The organism is Pseudomonas poae (assembly GCF_001439785.1).
In the GTDB taxonomy this organism is placed as follows: Bacteria; Pseudomonadota; Gammaproteobacteria; order Pseudomonadales; family Pseudomonadaceae; genus Aquipseudomonas; species Aquipseudomonas poae.
Map to the genome: position 1 here is coordinate 168,125 of NZ_JYLI01000005.1, position 15,777 is coordinate 183,901.

Here is a 15,777-nt window from a genome sequence, read left to right on the forward strand (position 1 = left end):
TCCTGACCCCTTATACGGCCATCAGGTCCTTTTCTTTCTCGTCGGTTGCCTTGGTGATCTGCGCCTCGGCATCCTTGGTCAGCTTGTCGATGTCGGCGACGGCGCGACGCTCTTCGTCTTCGCTGATTTCCTTGTCCTTGACCAGCTTCTTCAGGTCACCCAAGGCATCGCGACGGATGTTACGCACGGCAACACGCGCATCTTCAGCCGCGCTACGCGCCTGCTTGGTGAAGCCCTTGCGGGTCTCTTCGGTCAGCGCCGGCATGGAAATCAGCAGCAACTCGCCCAGGTTGGTCGGGTTGAGGTTCAGACCGGCGCTCTGGATGGCCTTGTCGACGGCGCCGAGCATGTTGCGCTCAAATGCCACGACCTGCAGGGTGCGCGAGTCCTTTACGGTGATGTTGGCCACCTGAGTGATGGAGGTGTCTGCGCCGTAGTACGGCACCATCACGCTGCCCAGAATGCTTGGGTGAGCCTTTCCCGTACGAATCTGACCAAATGCATGGTTCAGGGAATCCAGGGATTTCTGCATACGCTCTTGAGCGTCTTTCTTGATTTCGTTGATCATTGTTGGCCTTCCTCGATCAGAGTCCCTTCCGCGCCGCCGTGTACGATGTTCAGCAGGGCACCGGGCTTGTTCATGTTAAATACGCGCAGCGGCATTTTGTGGTCGCGGCACAGACAAATAGCCGTCAGGTCCATCACGCCCAGCTTGCGATCCAGCACTTCATCGTAGGTCAGATGATCGAACTTCTCGGCATGCGGGTCTTTGAATGGGTCTGCGGTGTACACACCATCCACCTTGGTGGCCTTGAGCACCACGTCGGCATCGATCTCGATGGCACGCAGGCACGCCGCCGAATCGGTGGTGAAGAACGGGTTACCGGTGCCGGCGGCAAAAATCACCACCTCTTTGGAATTGAGATGGCGCATGGCTTTGCGGCGATCATAGTGATCGGTCACGCCCACCATGGAAATAGCCGACATCACGATGGCCGAGATATTGGCACGCTCCAGCGCGTCACGCATGGCCAGGGCGTTCATCACAGTGGCCAGCATGCCCATGTGGTCGCCGGTCACGCGATCCATGCCGGCCGCGCTCAGCGCCGCACCGCGGAACAGGTTGCCGCCGCCGATCACCAGGCCGACCTGCACACCGATGCCAACCAGTTGGCCGACTTCCAGCGCCATGCGGTCGAGCACTTTGGGATCGATCCCGAACTCTTCCGAGCCCATCAGGGCCTCGCCGCTGAGCTTGAGTAGAATGCGTTTATAGCGAGCCTGATAACCACTGCCCTGCTGAGCCATTGCGAATCTCTCCTGCGGCGTATTTTTTAAAAATTCTTGGCGAGCCGTTTACGGCTTGCGTTCACTCTAGCTGGACGCTGTCACAGCGCCATCGGAACACGGCTTTGTAAGCCAGTTCCGAGGGGAAGCCAAATTAAATCGGCCTGCCCATTTGAAAAGAGGCTGCGCGCGTGAGCGGGCAGCCTCTTTCGGGCGACAGTTGAAAACTGTCTTATTGCTTGGCGGCAGCCAGCTGGGCAGCAACTTCTTCAGCGAAGTTGTCGACCGGCTTCTCGATGCCTTCGCCTACTTTGAAGTAAGTGAAGGAAACGATTTCGGCACCGGCTTTCTTGGCCAGCTCGCCAACCTTGATTTCAGGGTTCTTGACGAACGCCTGCTCAACCAGGCTTGCTTCTGCCAGGAACTTGCTGATACGGCCTTTGACCATGTTCTCAACAATGTTTTCTGGCTTGCCTTTGATTTTTTCTTCGTTCAGCTGCAGGAACACAGCTTTTTCACGCTCGATGGCTTCGGCAGAAACTTCCGAAGGCAGCAGGAACTCAGGGTTGCTGGCCGCTACGTGCATAGCGATGTCCTTGGCCAGTTCAACGTTGCCGCCTTTGAGTACAACGGCAACACCGATCTTGTTGCCGTGCAGGTAACCACCAACAACATCACCTTCAACGCGAACCAGGCGACGGATGTTGACGTTTTCGCCAACCTTGCCGACCAGTACCAGGCGATCCGCTTCCTGAGCTTCGATCAGCGGAGCGACGTCAGTCAGCTTGTCGGCGAACGCTTTTTCAACGCTGGCAGCAACAAAGGCTTTGAAGTCGTCCTGCAGGGCCAGGAAGTCGGTCTGCGAGTTCACTTCCAGCAAAACGGCAGATTTGCCGTCTTCCTTCAGAGCGATCGCGCCTTCAGCAGCGACGTTGCCTGCTTTCTTGGCAGCCTTGATCGCGCCGGAAGCACGCATGTCATCAATGGCTTTTTCGATGTCGCCGTCAGCCTTTTCCAGGGCTTTCTTGCAATCCATCATGCCTTCGCCAGTACGCTCACGCAGTTCTTTAACCAACGCTGCAGTAATTGCTGCCATTTTCAAATTCCTCTTGGATAGGTTTTCAACCATTCCACCCGATCGAACGGGGGATCAATTCTTCCCGAATCACCGTTGCGGGCCGCTGCACGTTACAAAAAAGTAGCTGCGCTGCCGACAAACGGTTTCCGAGGGGGCAAAAAGGGGGCCAAGCCCCCTTTTTGCTTACTGAGTCAACGCCAGGGCGTCAATTACTCAGCTGCGGCTACCGGAGCTTCTTCAACGAACTGCTCGGTGCCACCAGCAACGTGGTTGCGACCACGGATGACAGCGTCAGCCATCGAACCCATGTACAGCTGGATAGCGCGGATTGCGTCATCGTTGCCTGGGATGATGTAGTCAACGCCTTCCGGGCTGCTGTTGGTATCGACAACGCCGATAACCGGGATGCCCAGCTTGTTGGCTTCGGTGATCGCGATGCGCTCGTGATCAACGTCGATCACGAACAGTGCGTCAGGCAGGCCGCCCATGTCCTTGATACCACCCAGGGAACGATCGAGCTTTTCCAGGTCACGGGAGCGCATCAGCGCTTCTTTCTTGGTCAGCTTGGCGAAAGTACCGTCTTCGGCTTGCACTTCAAGGTCACGCAGACGCTTGATGGAAGCACGGATGGTTTTGAAGTTGGTCAGCATGCCGCCCAACCAGCGGTGATCGACGTACGGCGAACCGCAACGTGCTGCTTCTTCAGCAACGATCTTGCCAGCGGAACGCTTGGTGCCGACGAACAGAATCTTGTTTTTGCCCTGGGCCAGGCGCTCTACGAAGGTCAGTGCTTCGTTGAACATCGGCAGGGTTTTTTCAAGGTTGATGATGTGAATCTTGTTACGTGCGCCGAAAATGTACTTGCCCATTTTCGGGTTCCAGTAACGGGTCTGGTGACCGAAGTGCACACCGGCCTTCAGCATATCGCGCATGTTGACTTGGGACATGATAGTTCCTTGATAAGTCGGGTTTGGCCTCCACGTATCCCAATGACCAACCAGCGGCATCAAGGCCTCCGGCACCCAGGTCATCGTGTCGACACGTGTGTGGATTTAAGCTTTGCGGGGTATCCCCGGAAAGCGGCGCATTTTATACCACGGCGAAGACGAAAACGGAACTCGAAATCACATCCGGCCTGCGCAACCCGAATGTAACCCTTTGAATAGAGCCCATTTAGCCCCACCTTATAGACAGAAGCGATCATCAGGGGCTCATGATTTGCCGCCCGCGTCTGATAGAATCGCGTTTTTTGCGGCCTGTGCGAATTCTGTAACCTTTTATCGCACGCCCTCGAACCGTATTGATTTCAGCGCATTGCGCTAAAGAGAGCCTGTATGACCGTTAGTTTGAAAACCGCCGAAGACATCGCCGGTATGCGTATCGCCGGCAAGCTGGCAGCGGACGTGCTGGAAATGATCGCCGAGCACGTCAAGCCCGGCGTCACCACCGAAACTCTGAACCAGATCTGCCACGACTACATCGTCAATGTGCAGGGCGCCATCCCCGCGCCGCTCAACTACAAGGGCTTCCCCAAGTCGATCTGCACCTCGGTCAACCATGTGGTGTGCCATGGCATCCCCGGCGACAAACCGTTGAAGGACGGCGACACCCTGAACATCGACGTCACGGTGATCAAGGACCGCTACTTCGGCGACACCAGCCGCATGTTCCATGTCGGCAACGTGCCGGTCTGGGCCGAGCGCCTGTCCGAGGTGACCCAGGAATGCATGTACAAGGCCATTGAAATCGTCAAGCCTGGCTGCCGCCTGGGCGACATCGGCGAAGTGATCCAGAAGCACGCCGAAAAGAACGGTTTCTCGGTGGTCCGTGAATTCTGCGGCCACGGCATCGGCACGGTGTTCCACGAAGAGCCGCAGATCCTGCACTACGGCCGTGCCGGCACCGGCATGGAGCTCAAGGCAGGCATGACCTTCACCATCGAGCCGATGATCAACCAGGGCAAGGCCGACACCAAGGTGCTGGGCGACGGCTGGACCGCCATCACCAAGGACCGCAAGCTTTCAGCCCAGTGGGAACACACCCTGCTCGTCACGGAGACCGGCTACGAAATCTTCACCCTGCGCGCCGACGACACGATTGCACGCGTCTCGCCATAAGGCTTGCGCTGGTTTTCCCACGTTGCGTGCAACTCAATAGATAGAAAGGAAAGCCGATCGATGCCCCAGGTGGATCCCGAACTCTTCGACCGTGGCCAGTTCCAGGCCGAACTGGCCCTGAAGGCGAGTCCCATCGCCGCGTTCAAGAAGGCCATCCGCCAGGCCCGCGAAGTGCTCGATGCACGCTTTCGCAGCGGCCGGGACATTCGTCGGCTGATCGAGGACCGCGCCTGGTTCGTCGACAACATCCTGCAAAAGGCCTGGGAGCAGTTCAGCTGGAGCCGCGAGGCGGATATTGCGCTGGTGGCAGTTGGCGGCTACGGGCGCGGCGAACTGCACCCCTACTCCGACATCGACCTGCTGATTCTGCTGGACAGCGACGATCATGAGATCTTTCGCGATTCCATTGAGCGCTTTCTCACATTGCTGTGGGACATTGGCCTGGAAGTCGGTCAGAGCGTGCGTTCGGTCGCCGAATGCGCCGAAGAGGCCCGCGCCGACCTGACGGTTATCACCAACCTGATGGAAAGCCGCACCATCGCCGGCCCCGAGCGCCTGCGCCAACGCATGCTGGACGTCACCAGCACCGCGCATATGTGGCCGAGCAAGGAGTTCTTCCTGGCAAAGCGCGCCGAGCAGAAAGCCCGGCACCACAAGTACAACGACACCGAATACAACCTTGAGCCCAACGTCAAAGGCTCGCCGGGCGGGTTGCGGGATATCCAGACGATTTTGTGGGTAGCGCGGCGCCAGTACGGCACCCTGAACCTGCGCGCGCTGGCGGGCGAAGGCTTCCTGGTAGAGAGCGAAAACGCCTTGCTGGCGTCGTCCCAGGAGTTTTTGTGGAAGGTGCGCTACGCGCTGCACATGCTCGCTGGTCGTTCGGAAGACCGCCTGCTGTTCGACCATCAGCGCTCCATCGCCACACTGCTCGGTTTCGAGGGCGAAGACGCGAAGACCAGCATCGAAAGCTTCATGCAGCAGTACTATCGGGTGGTGATGAGCATCGCCCAGCTCAGCGACCTGATCATCCAGCATTTCGAAGAAGTGATTCTGGCCCCCGAGGACGAAGCGCCGCCGCAGCCCATCAACTCGCGCTTCCAATTGCACGATGGCTACATCGAGGCACGCAACGACAACGTGTTTAGCCGCACCCCGTTCGCCATGCTCGAAATCTTCGTGTTGATGGCCCAGCAGCCGGAGATCAAAGGCGTGCGCGCCGACACGATTCGCCTGCTGCGGGAAAACCGTCACCTGATCGATGACGAGTTTCGCAACGACATTCGCAACACCAGCCTGTTCATCGAACTGTTCAAGTGCAGGATCGGCATCCACCGCAACCTGCGGCGGATGAACCGCTACGGCATCCTCGGGCGCTACCTGCCGGAGTTCGGCTTTATCGTCGGGCAGATGCAGCACGACCTGTTCCACATCTACACCGTCGACGCCCACACCCTCAACCTGATCAAGCACCTGCGCAAGTTGCAATACACCCAGGTGTCAGAAAAATTTCCGCTGGCCAGCAAACTCATGGCCAAGCTGCCCAAGCCGGAACTGATCTACCTCGCCGGCCTGTACCACGACATCGGCAAGGGCCGCCATGGCGATCACTCGGAGATCGGCGCGGTCGACGCCGAAGCGTTCTGCCAGCGCCACCAGCTGCCGCTGTGGGACAGCCGCCTCATCGTGTGGCTGGTGCAGAACCATCTGGTGATGTCGACCACCGCCCAGCGCAAGGACCTGTCCGACCCGCAGGTGATCCACGACTTCGCGCAGATCGTCGGCGATGAAACCCACCTCGACTACCTGTATGTGCTGACCGTTTCCGACATCAACGCCACCAACCCGACGCTGTGGAACTCCTGGCGCGCCAGCCTGCTGCGCCAGTTGTACACCGAGACCAAGCGTGCCCTGCGCCGCGGCCTGGAAAACCCGGTGGACCGTGAAGAGCAGATCCGTCGCACGCAGAGCGCGGCCCTGGATATTCTGGTGCGCGGCGGCAACGACCCGGATGACGTCGAGCAACTGTGGTCGCAACTGGGCGACGATTACTTCCTGCGTCACACTGCCGGCGATGTGGCCTGGCACACCGATGCGATCCTGCAGCAGCCGGCCGATGGCGGTCCGCTGGTGCTGATCAAGGAAACCACCCAGCGCGAATTCGAGGGCGGCACACAGATTTTCATCTATGCGCCCGACCAGCACGACTTCTTCGCGGTGACCGTGGCGGCCATGGACCAGCTCAACCTGAACATTCATGACGCCCGGGTGATCACCTCCAGCAGCCAGTTCACCCTCGACACCTATATCGTGCTCGACACCGAAGGCGAATCCATCGGCGACAACCCGGCGCGGGTGAAGAAAATCCGCGACGGCCTGACCGACGCGCTGCGCAACCCGGACGATTATCCGACCATCATCCAGCGCCGGGTGCCGCGCCAGCTCAAGCATTTTGCCTTTGCGCCCCAGGTCACCATCTCCAACGATGCCCAGCGCCCGGTCACCGTACTGGAACTCAGCGCGCCCGACCGCCCCGGCCTGCTGGCACGCATCGGCGGGATTTTCCTGGAATTCGATCTGTCATTGCAAAATGCCAAAATCGCAACGCTCGGCGAGCGCGTGGAGGACGTGTTCTTTATTACCGACGCCGACAACCAGCCGCTGTCCGACCCCGAGCTGTGCCGGCGCCTGCAGGCGGCGATCGTGCAGCAATTGAGCGTGACCCAGGAGCCCGTGACCCGCCTGACTATTTGAGCCATGCCGGGCCCCTCCCACATTGGATGTTCCCCGGCAACCAGACCGCGTGCCGACAACTGAATTTGACGAGACTTGTAATGAACAACGCCCTGAACCAGCTGCAGCCCTACCCGTTCGAGAAACTGCGCGCGCTGCTCGGCAGCGTCACGCCAAACCCGGACAAGCGTCCGATTGCCCTGTCCATCGGCGAACCCAAGCACACTTCGCCCGCCTTCGTCGCCGAGGCACTGAGCAACAACCTCGACCAGATGGCGGTGTACCCAACCACCCTGGGCATCCCGGCGCTGCGCGAAGCCATCGGTGCCTGGTGCGAACGTCGCTTCACTGTGCCCAAGGGCTGGCTGGATCCGGCGCGTAATATTCTGCCGGTCAACGGCACCCGCGAGGCGCTGTTCGCCTTTACCCAGACCGTGGTCAATCGCAGCGACGATGCCCTGGTGGTCAGCCCGAACCCGTTCTACCAGATCTACGAAGGCGCTGCGTTCCTCGCCGGAGCCAAGCCGCATTACCTGCCGTGCCTGGATGAAAACGGCTTCAACCCGGATTTCGATGCGGTGTCACCGGACATCTGGAAACGCTGCCAGATCCTCTTCCTGTGCTCCCCCGGCAACCCAACCGGCGCACTCATCCCGGTCGACACCCTGAAAAAACTCATCGCCCTGGCCGACGAGTACGACTTCGTCATCGCCGCCGACGAGTGCTACAGCGAACTCTACTTCGACGAACACACCCCGCCGCCGGGTCTGCTCAGCGCCTGCGTCGAGCTGGGCCGTCAGGATTTCAAGCGTTGCGTGGTGTTCCACAGCCTGTCCAAGCGCTCCAACCTGCCGGGCCTGCGTTCCGGGTTCGTGGCGGGCGACGCCGATATCCTCAAGGCCTTTCTGCTGTACCGCACCTACCACGGCTGCGCGATGCCGGTGCAGACCCAACTGGCCAGCATTGCGGCCTGGCAGGATGAAGCCCATGTGCAGGCCAACCGTGACCTGTATCGCGAGAAGTTCGACGCCGTGCTGGCCATCCTCAAGCCGGTACTGGACGTGCAACACCCGGACGGCGGCTTCTACCTGTGGCCGAATGTGCAGGGTGACGATGCCGCGTTCTGCCGCGACTTATTTGTGCAAGAGCATGTGACCGTGGTGCCGGGCTCATACCTGTCGCGGGAAGTGGACGGCGTAAACCCTGGCGCCGGCCGCGTACGCCTGGCGCTGGTTGCGCCGCTGGCCGAGTGCGTGGAAGCGGCGGAGCGGATTCGCGACTTCGTTCAGCGCGCCCGCTAATTCGTTCAAATCCCGCACTGTGCAACGCAGTGCGGTTTCAATTTGCTCAGGGAACCAATTAAATCCTGCTCTCCACTACTCGGTACCTTATTCCGAGAGTAGAAAGCATGAGTTCCCCCATTCACGTATCGACCTTTATTCCTCGCCCATCTGACATACCGGGAGAAACTTCGGCTTCCAACCCTGTCTCTCGAACCAAAAGAGGGATTGCGGACACCAGTAAAAGGTGGCCGGACGGCATTGTTAATATCGCATTGGACCTGAGAGATAACAGAAGTAAAGCGCTGGTAATCGACGCACTCAGAGAATGGGCTCATCACACCCCCGCGCTGCGCTTCAACGTTGTCGATGGCAAGGACGGCGATATTAGAATCACCGATGACGAGGGCTTCCAGGGCAGTTGGTCGGTTGTAGGAATCGATGCGAAAGACATGCCGTTGGACGAGCCGACGATGCACCTGGACAGGAATGACGACTCGGCAGTGTTCCGCACGACGGCCCTGCATGAAATCGGACATGCCCTGGGAATGGAACATGAACACCAGCACCCGGCCAACACGATCAACTGGGACAAGGACTACGTCTATAGGTCCATAAATGAAAGTCAAGGCTGGGATAAAGACATGATTGATCTTCATATATTTAGTACTTATACCGGCCCCAATGTACTTCAAACCCCCTACGACACCCGCTCTATCATGCACTACGCTACGTATGCCGACGAAACCATCGATGGACAGGAAGTGCCGCAAAACTACTCTTTATCCAAAGGGGACCAGACCATTATTCGCACACTTTATACGCCCAGGCGGTTTAAGGGCGGCGACGCCGATTCAAGCGCCAACCCGTAAACAGTTCAGCTATCCGGGCCTCATCGTCCCCAGATTCGCCTCACTCATGTCCAGCTCCGCCAAGACCTCCCTCAACACGTCATCTCCAATCTGGTGATGACGGCTCAGGCTGTAGAGTTCAAGGCGTTGCGCACGCAGGGCCTTGAGCCGCAGCTTGCGCTCAAGCTGGTCCATCTGCTGCGCCAGAGCCTGGGCTTCGGCGGAGTCATTGAACACCTCCAACTGATGGCGGTACTCCGACATCAACCGCGCTCTCAGCTCGGTCGCCAGGGCCGCCTTGGCCGCATCCGCAGGGTCCGCTTCGGCGGGCTCCTCGGCTTCCAGGGCATGGATCGCGGCTTCCGCAGTTTTCCTCCAGGCCTCGCGCACTTCGTTCTGGCGCTTTTCATCCGGGCTTTTTTCAAGGCCGCGCAACAGCAGGGGCAAGGCGATACAGGCCGCCACCAGCGACAACAGAATCACCCCGGCCGCGATGAAGATCAGCAGGTCGCGCTCGGGAAAATTCTGCCCCGGCGCCAGCAGCAAAGGCACCGACATGACGCCAGCCAGGGTCACGGCGCCACGCACTCCGCCAAAGGTCAACAGCCAGCACGAACGCGCGGTCGGTACCTGGGTCAGCTCACCTTTCCCACGTAGACGTCGAAGCAAGACTGACAGGCGCCAGGTGCTCTGCACCCAGATAAAGCGCAACACCACCAGCACCAGGAAAATCACAACCACGTCCAGGCAGCGATAAAACAGGGTGGGCCATACCGTCGGCTCATGGCTGACCACGGCCTTGATGATGTCCGGCAGTTGCAGGCCCAGCAGTAGAAAAATCAGGCCGTTGAACGCGAACTCCAGCAGCGACCAGACGCTGCGATTGAGCAGACGCGTGCTGGTCTGACGCGGCAGCAGATCGAGCCAGCTTTGCATCATGCCCGCCGCCACCGCCGAGAGGATGCCTGACGCGCCCAAGCGCTCGGCCACTACATACGCGGCAAACGGCAGCAGCAGCATGAACACCACGTGAGTGGCCGGATCGTCCCAGCCGCGCGCGATCATCCAGGCACGCAGGCGGCCGACCAGCCAGCTCAATGCCACTCCCACTGCCAGGCCGCCCACCGCCACCAACACAAACGTCAGGCTGGCGTCCGCGAGGGAAAACACCCCCGTCAGCGCCGCCGCCAGGGCGAACTTGAAGGTCACCAAACCTGACGCGTCATTCATCAACGCCTCGCCCTGCAGCATGTGCATAAGCGGCTTGGGCAAACGATTCTGGGAAATGGCCGACACGGCTACCGCGTCCGTCGGTGATAACACCGCCGCCAGCGCGAAGGCCGCCGGCAGCGGGATCGCAGGCAGCAGCCAGTGAATGAAATAACCGGCACCCACCACGGTGAACAGCACCAGCCCTACGGCCAACGTCAGGATAGGCCCACGCAAGCGCCACAACTCGCGCTTGGGCATCCGCCAGCCATCGGAGAACAACAGCGGCGGCAGAAACAGAAACAGAAACAGCTCCGGGTCCAGCGCCACATGCAGCCCCAGCGTCGGCCAGGCCAGCAAGGCGCCGGCGGCAATCTGCACCAGGGGCAACGGCAGGGGGACGACACGTCCGACCAGACGCGAAACGCTGACCAGCATCAGCAGGATAAGCACGGTGTAAGCGGTTTGCATAAAGCGGGGTTCCCGGACAATCGACTTGCAATGACACACATCAGGCAACAATTGGCCGTTGAAGTGCCATATTAGCCGCCTATGCTGCCCAGGCTCGTGCACAAAAGTCCTACAGCACCCAAATCCGCTGGGCATGGCATAATCCGCGATCCTTCGGTTTCATTAGTCCAAAAGGGGGCAGTTCCTTGACCGATTCAAGCAAAACGTTGCACCTTTTCGGCATCAAAGCCTGCGACACCATGAAAAAGGCGCGCACCTGGCTCGACGAGCACGGCGTCGCCTATCAGTTCCACGATTACAAAACGGCCGGTATCGACCGCGAACATTTGACCCAATGGTGCGATGAGCACGGTTGGCAAGTGGTGTTGAACCGTGCGGGCACCACCTTTCGCAAACTCGAAGACGAACGCAAAGCCGATCTCGATCAGTCGAAAGCCATTGAATTGATGCTCGCACAACCCTCGATGATCAAGCGCCCGGTGCTCGATCTCGGCGACAGAACCCTGATTGGCTTCAAGCCAGAAAGTTATTCGGCGGCCCTCAAGTAGGCCAGCCTTCCATCTTTGTAGAGGTAACAGCATGTCCCATTCCCTGTTCAGCCTGGGCTTCGGCGTTGGCACTCAGAACCGCCAGGGTGCCTGGCTGGAAGTGTTTTACGCACAACCCCTGCTCAACCCATCGGCTGAAATCGTCGCGGCCATCGCGCCGATCCTCGGTTACACCGACGGCAACCAGGCCATCACCTTCACCGTGTCCCAGGCCCTGCAACTGGCCGACGCGCTTAAAGGCGTCGACACGGCCCAGGCCGCGCTGCTCAGCCGCCTGGCCGAGAGCCACACGCCGCTGGTCGCCACCCTGCTGGCCGAAGACGCTGCACTCACGTCCACGCCTGAGGCCTACCTCAAGCTGCACCTGCTGTCCCACCGCCTGGTCAAGCCCCACGGCCTGAGCCTGGCCGGTGTGTTCCCGCAGTTGCCGAACGTGGCGTGGACCAGCCAGGGCGCGATCGACATCAATGAACTGGCCGAGCGCCAACTGGAAGCGCGCCTGCGTGGCGATCTGCTGGAAGTGTTCTCGGTGGACAAGTTCCCGAAAATGACCGATTACGTGGTCCCCGCCGGCGTGCGTATCGCTGACGCCGCGCGTATCCGCCTGGGTGCGTATGTGGGCGAAGGCACCACGGTGATGCACGAAGGTTTCGTCAACTTCAATGCCGGCACCGAAGGCCCGGGCATGATCGAAGGCCGTGTGTCGGCGGGCGTGTTCGTCGGCAAGGGCTCGGACCTGGGTGGCGGCTGCTCCACCATGGGCACCCTGTCGGGCGGCGGCAATATCGTGATCAAGGTCGGTGAAGGCTGCCTGGTCGGCGCCAACGCCGGTATCGGTATCCCCTTGGGCGACCGCAATACCGTGGAATCGGGCCTGTACGTGACCGCCGGCACCAAGGTGGCGCTGCTGGACGAGCAGAACCAACTGGTCAAGGTGGTCAAGGCGCGCGAACTGGCTGGCCAGCCTGACCTGCTGTTCCGTCGTAATTCCGAGACCGGTGCCGTGGAGTGCAAAACTCACAAATCGGCCATCGAACTGAACGAAGCGCTGCACGCTCACAACTAAGCAGCCACTCGATGCCACTGGCGGGCCGCGCCCTCGGGGTGCGGTTCGCTTATACGAGTCTTGACCACCATGCTTGTGCCCTCCCCCTGGCGCGCCGATTTCCCGGCCATTGCCACCCTGCAACGGCAGGACCAGACCTACCTGGACAACGCCGCCACCACCCAAAAACCCCAGGCCTTGCTGGATGCGATCAGCCATTACTACGCCAATGGCGCCGCCAATGTGCACCGTGCCCAGCATCTGCCGGGGGCCCATGCCACCCAGGCGTTCGAAGACAGCCGTGTAAAGGTCGCGCAGTGGCTCAACGCAGGCGACAGCGGGCAAATCGTGTTCACTCACGGCGCCACCTCGACGCTGAACCTTCTGGCCTATGGCCTTGAGCACTTGTTCAATGCGGGCGATGAGCTGGTCATCAGCGCCCTGGAGCACCACGCCAACCTGCTGCCCTGGCAGCAACTGGCCAAACGCCGCGCGCTGAAACTGGTGGTATTGCCGCTCAATGCGGCCGGTCTGATCGACCTCGACGCCGCCGCCGAACTGATCGGCCCGCGTACGCGTCTGCTGGCGGTGAGCCAATTGTCCAATGTGCTCGGCACCTGGCAACCCCTGCATCCCTTGCTGGCGTTGGCCCGCGCGCGGGGAGCCCTGAGCGTGGTCGACGGCGCCCAAGGCATCGTGCACGGTCGACACGACGTGCAAACCCTGGACTGCGACTTCTATGTGTTTTCCAGCCACAAACTCTACGGTCCGGACGGTGTCGGCGTGCTGTTTGGCCGCAACGAAGCCCTGCATCACCTGCGTCACTGGCAATTCGGCGGCGAGATGGTGCAACAGGCCGACTACCATGCGGCGAGCTTTCGCCCCGCGCCACTGGGTTTCGAGGCCGGCACACCGCCAATTGCCGGCGTGATCGGCCTGGGCGCCAGCCTGGATTACCTGAGTTCACTGGACCCGCAAGCCGTCATGGCCCATGAAGCGGCCCTGCATGACTACCTGCTGCGCGGCCTGAACGCGCGCAACGGCGTGCGCGTTTTGGGCACACCACAGGCCGCGCTGGTCAGCTTCGTGGTCGAGGGCGTGCACAATGCCGACCTGGCTCACCTGCTGACCGAACAGGGCATTGCCATCCGTGCCGGTCACCATTGCGCGATGCCGCTGCTCAAGGCCATGCAGTTGCCCGGGGCAATCCGCGTATCGCTGGCGCTGTACAACGACTCGGATGACCTGGAGCGATTCTTCGCGGCGCTGGATCAGGCCCTGGATATGTTGCGATGAGCCAACTGCCAGTGGATGCAGTGGCCGCATTGCAGGCGTTCCAGGCCGTAGGCAGCTGGGAGCAGCGCGCGCGCATGCTGATGCAATGGGGCGAGCGGCTGCCGGTACTGGCGGAGGAAGACAAGGTCGAGGCCAACCTGGTGCAGGGCTGCGAAAGCCAGGTGTGGTTGGTGGGCCGCCTGCAGGACGGGCACTGGCAGTTTGCGGCCAGCAGCGAGGCGCGGATGATTCGCGGGTTGGTGGCCCTGTTGTTGGCGCGGGTTAATGGGCTGTCGGTGGCTGAGCTGCAGGCGGTGGATTTGTCTGATTGGTTCAATCAACTGGGGTTGTCCCGGCAGGTGTCGCCTTCGCGTAGTAATGGGTTGAATGCGGTTTTGCAGCGCATGCGGGGCTTGGCGCGCATGCAAAATTGATGGGGCTGGGTGCCTGTCCGTTGCTGCGCTAACGGCTGCTCTTGCCCCAACACTTGGTGCCTCGCCTAGACTCGGGGCGCCTCAGATCAAAAGCAAAAGCGCGGCGGCCTGAGAGCCGACCGGGATCCTCTGCCAGACACTGGACAAGCCCCCTCCCACATTAGGATCTCCATTTGCCTGCTGGATATCACACTGCTTTTGATCTGCTTTGTTTTGGCTTTTGATCTTGATCTTAGGCGCCCCGTCAACCACGCTGGCCGAACGCAGGTTTGAATCCGTGGGTAACCCGGCAGGACGCCGGGTTAGCCGCACTGGGCCAGGGATGGCCCATTGCGGCGGCCCACGGATTCAAGCCTGCGTGCGGGCACACCGAGCCTAAGCGAGGTGCCAAGTGGTGGGGCGATGCGTTTTTGGTTACTTTTCGCGCTCTTCAAAAAGTGACCCGCCGTAAGGGCGGAACCCCTATCAGCCGTTACCGCAGCAACGGATATGTACCCCCCCACCTAATTCGCCTTAACCCGCTCCGAAGGCCTGCGCACCCCAGCCACAATCTTATCCACCGCCTTGGTCGCCGCCACCATCCCAAACGTCGCAGTCACCATCATCACCGCACCAAACCCACCCGCGCAGTCAAGCTTCACGCCATCCCCGACAAAACTCTTCTGCAAACAGATGCTGCCATCCGGCTTCGGATAGCGCAGTTGCTCACTGGAAAACACACAAGGCACGCTGTAATGGCGCGTCACCGTACGCGAAAAACCATAGTCGCGACGCAGGGTCGAGCGCACTTTCGAGGCCAGTGGGTCGTTGAACGTGCGGTTCAGGTCGCACACCTGAATCAGCGTCGGATCAATTTGCCCGCCCGCGCCGCCGGTGGTGATGATCTGGATCTTGCGGCGCTTGCACCAGGCAATCAGCGCGGCCTTGGCGTTGACCGCGTCAATGCAGTCGATCACGCAGTCGATGTTCGGCGTGATGTATTCAGCCATGGTGTCGCGGGTCACGAAATCCGCCACCGCATGCACCGTGCACGCTGGGTTGATGCCGCGCAGACGCTCAGCCATGACCTCGACCTTGGGTTTGCCCACGGTGCTGTCCAGCGCATGCAACTGGCGATTGCTGTTGCTGACGCAGACATCGTCCAGGTCAAACAGCGAAATCTCGCCCACCCCGCAACGGGCCATGGCCTCCGCCGCCCAGGAGCCGACGCCGCCGACGCCGACGATCGCCACATGGGCCGCTTTCAAGCGCTCAAGGCCTTCAATGCCATACAAGCGAGCGACGCCTGCAAACCGTGGATCTTCTGTGCTCATAACCATTACCCCAAAAACCGGCGCGCATTATGGGCTACGCAGCGGCAAGTTTTAAGCGACAACTGACAGGTGAAGAACTTAGCGAGCGTTTCGCTGCCCAAAGTCAGGTTTTTCCTGGCTTGCTGTACGCTCAGGG

14 protein-coding genes are annotated in these 15,777 nt (G+C 60.4%); 8 read left to right on the plus strand and 6 right to left on the minus strand.

The annotated features are described in order from the left end of the window. Positions 1-10 precede the first annotated feature (10 nt). The 4 genes from frr to rpsB all read right to left on the minus strand — a co-directional run bounded on the left by frr (position 11) and on the right by rpsB (position 3,312). Complete coding sequence (gene frr, locus TU75_RS08000; protein WP_003231233.1) at positions 11-568, minus strand: ribosome recycling factor; 558 nt, start codon at positions 566-568, stop codon at positions 11-13. Beyond that, entirely contained in the window at positions 565-1,308 is a 744-nt protein-coding gene (gene pyrH, locus TU75_RS08005; RefSeq protein ID WP_003189161.1) for a UMP kinase, read from the minus strand. Before pyrH ends, frr begins: the two co-directional genes overlap by 4 nt. Positions 1,309-1,519: 211 nt before the next feature. Then, positions 1,520-2,383 carry a translation elongation factor Ts gene (tsf, locus tag TU75_RS08010; protein ID WP_003231235.1) on the minus strand — a complete coding sequence of 288 codons (864 nt, stop codon included), beginning with the start codon at positions 2,381-2,383 and terminating at the stop codon, positions 1,520-1,522. A gap of 191 nt (positions 2,384-2,574) precedes the next feature. Beyond that, on the minus strand, positions 2,575-3,312 hold the full coding sequence (gene rpsB, locus TU75_RS08015) for a 30S ribosomal protein S2 (RefSeq protein WP_003189158.1): 738 nt from the start codon (positions 3,310-3,312) through the stop codon (positions 2,575-2,577). A gap of 387 nt (positions 3,313-3,699) precedes the next feature. Here rpsB and map point away from each other — a divergent pair, with 387 nt between their 5' ends. The 4 genes from map to TU75_RS08035 all read left to right on the plus strand — a co-directional run bounded on the left by map (position 3,700) and on the right by TU75_RS08035 (position 9,367). Continuing rightward, positions 3,700-4,482 (plus strand): type I methionyl aminopeptidase, encoded by a 783-nt coding sequence (gene map / locus TU75_RS08020; RefSeq protein WP_003231237.1) that lies wholly within the window; start codon positions 3,700-3,702, stop codon positions 4,480-4,482. Between the two features lie 60 nt (positions 4,483-4,542). Further along, a complete protein-coding gene (locus TU75_RS08025) occupies positions 4,543-7,236 on the plus strand; it encodes a [protein-PII] uridylyltransferase (RefSeq protein ID WP_015371407.1) in 2,694 nt (897 codons plus the stop codon). Between the two features lie 80 nt (positions 7,237-7,316). After that, positions 7,317-8,516: a succinyldiaminopimelate transaminase gene (gene dapC, locus TU75_RS08030; protein ID WP_057007779.1), complete on the plus strand. Its 1,200-nt coding sequence runs from the start codon at positions 7,317-7,319 to the stop codon at positions 8,514-8,516. Positions 8,517-8,623: 107 nt separating this feature from the next. Continuing rightward, positions 8,624-9,367, plus strand: coding sequence for a M12 family metallopeptidase (locus TU75_RS08035; RefSeq protein WP_060548631.1), 744 nt, complete (start codon positions 8,624-8,626; stop codon positions 9,365-9,367). A gap of 9 nt (positions 9,368-9,376) precedes the next feature. Here the strand turns inward: TU75_RS08035 and TU75_RS08040 are convergent, their stop codons facing one another. Further along, positions 9,377-11,026: a Na+/H+ antiporter gene (locus TU75_RS08040; protein ID WP_060548632.1), complete on the minus strand. Its 1,650-nt coding sequence runs from the start codon at positions 11,024-11,026 to the stop codon at positions 9,377-9,379. 185 nt (positions 11,027-11,211) lie between these two features. Between TU75_RS08040 and TU75_RS08045 the strand changes: the two genes are divergently transcribed. The 4 genes from TU75_RS08045 (at position 11,212) to TU75_RS08060 (ending at position 14,328) form a co-directional block, all read left to right on the plus strand. Then, positions 11,212-11,574 (plus strand): ArsC family reductase, encoded by a 363-nt coding sequence (locus TU75_RS08045; protein ID WP_003231248.1) that lies wholly within the window; start codon positions 11,212-11,214, stop codon positions 11,572-11,574. A 31-nt stretch (positions 11,575-11,605) separates the two neighbouring features. Beyond that, positions 11,606-12,640, plus strand: a complete 1,035-nt coding sequence (dapD, locus tag TU75_RS08050; RefSeq protein WP_003231250.1) for a 2,3,4,5-tetrahydropyridine-2,6-dicarboxylate N-succinyltransferase — start codon at positions 11,606-11,608, stop codon at positions 12,638-12,640. Positions 12,641-12,709: 69 nt separating this feature from the next. Continuing rightward, on the plus strand, positions 12,710-13,915 hold the full coding sequence (locus tag TU75_RS08055; protein ID WP_060548633.1) for an aminotransferase class V-fold PLP-dependent enzyme: 1,206 nt from the start codon (positions 12,710-12,712) through the stop codon (positions 13,913-13,915). Continuing rightward, complete coding sequence (locus tag TU75_RS08060) at positions 13,912-14,328, plus strand: SufE family protein (protein WP_060548634.1); 417 nt, start codon at positions 13,912-13,914, stop codon at positions 14,326-14,328. The genes TU75_RS08055 and TU75_RS08060 overlap by 4 nt, the downstream gene beginning before the upstream one ends. Positions 14,329-14,831: 503 nt before the next feature. Here TU75_RS08060 and tcdA read toward each other — a convergent pair. After that, positions 14,832-15,641: a tRNA cyclic N6-threonylcarbamoyladenosine(37) synthase TcdA gene (tcdA, locus tag TU75_RS08065; protein ID WP_015371401.1), complete on the minus strand. Its 810-nt coding sequence runs from the start codon at positions 15,639-15,641 to the stop codon at positions 14,832-14,834. Positions 15,642-15,777 lie beyond the last annotated feature (136 nt).

What these genes read in the sequence shown, in the direction of transcription:
- frr (WP_003231233.1), bottom strand. Translation starts at nt 568, where the DNA reads ATGATCAACGAAATCAAGAAAGACGCTCAAGAGCGTATGCAGAAATCC.
- pyrH (WP_003189161.1), bottom strand. Translation starts at nt 1,308, where the DNA reads ATGGCTCAGCAGGGCAGTGGTTATCAGGCTCGCTATAAACGCATTCTA.
- tsf (WP_003231235.1), bottom strand. Translation starts at nt 2,383, where the DNA reads ATGGCAGCAATTACTGCAGCGTTGGTTAAAGAACTGCGTGAGCGTACT.
- rpsB (WP_003189158.1), bottom strand. Translation starts at nt 3,312, where the DNA reads ATGTCCCAAGTCAACATGCGCGATATGCTGAAGGCCGGTGTGCACTTC.
- map (WP_003231237.1), top strand. Translation starts at nt 3,700, where the DNA reads ATGACCGTTAGTTTGAAAACCGCCGAAGACATCGCCGGTATGCGTATC.
- TU75_RS08025 (WP_015371407.1), top strand. Translation starts at nt 4,543, where the DNA reads ATGCCCCAGGTGGATCCCGAACTCTTCGACCGTGGCCAGTTCCAGGCC.
- dapC (WP_057007779.1), top strand. Translation starts at nt 7,317, where the DNA reads ATGAACAACGCCCTGAACCAGCTGCAGCCCTACCCGTTCGAGAAACTG.
- TU75_RS08035 (WP_060548631.1), top strand. Translation starts at nt 8,624, where the DNA reads ATGAGTTCCCCCATTCACGTATCGACCTTTATTCCTCGCCCATCTGAC.
- TU75_RS08040 (WP_060548632.1), bottom strand. Translation starts at nt 11,026, where the DNA reads ATGCAAACCGCTTACACCGTGCTTATCCTGCTGATGCTGGTCAGCGTT.
- dapD (WP_003231250.1), top strand. Translation starts at nt 11,606, where the DNA reads ATGTCCCATTCCCTGTTCAGCCTGGGCTTCGGCGTTGGCACTCAGAAC.
- TU75_RS08055 (WP_060548633.1), top strand. Translation starts at nt 12,710, where the DNA reads ATGCTTGTGCCCTCCCCCTGGCGCGCCGATTTCCCGGCCATTGCCACC.
- TU75_RS08060 (WP_060548634.1), top strand. Translation starts at nt 13,912, where the DNA reads ATGAGCCAACTGCCAGTGGATGCAGTGGCCGCATTGCAGGCGTTCCAG.
- tcdA (WP_015371401.1), bottom strand. Translation starts at nt 15,641, where the DNA reads ATGAGCACAGAAGATCCACGGTTTGCAGGCGTCGCTCGCTTGTATGGC.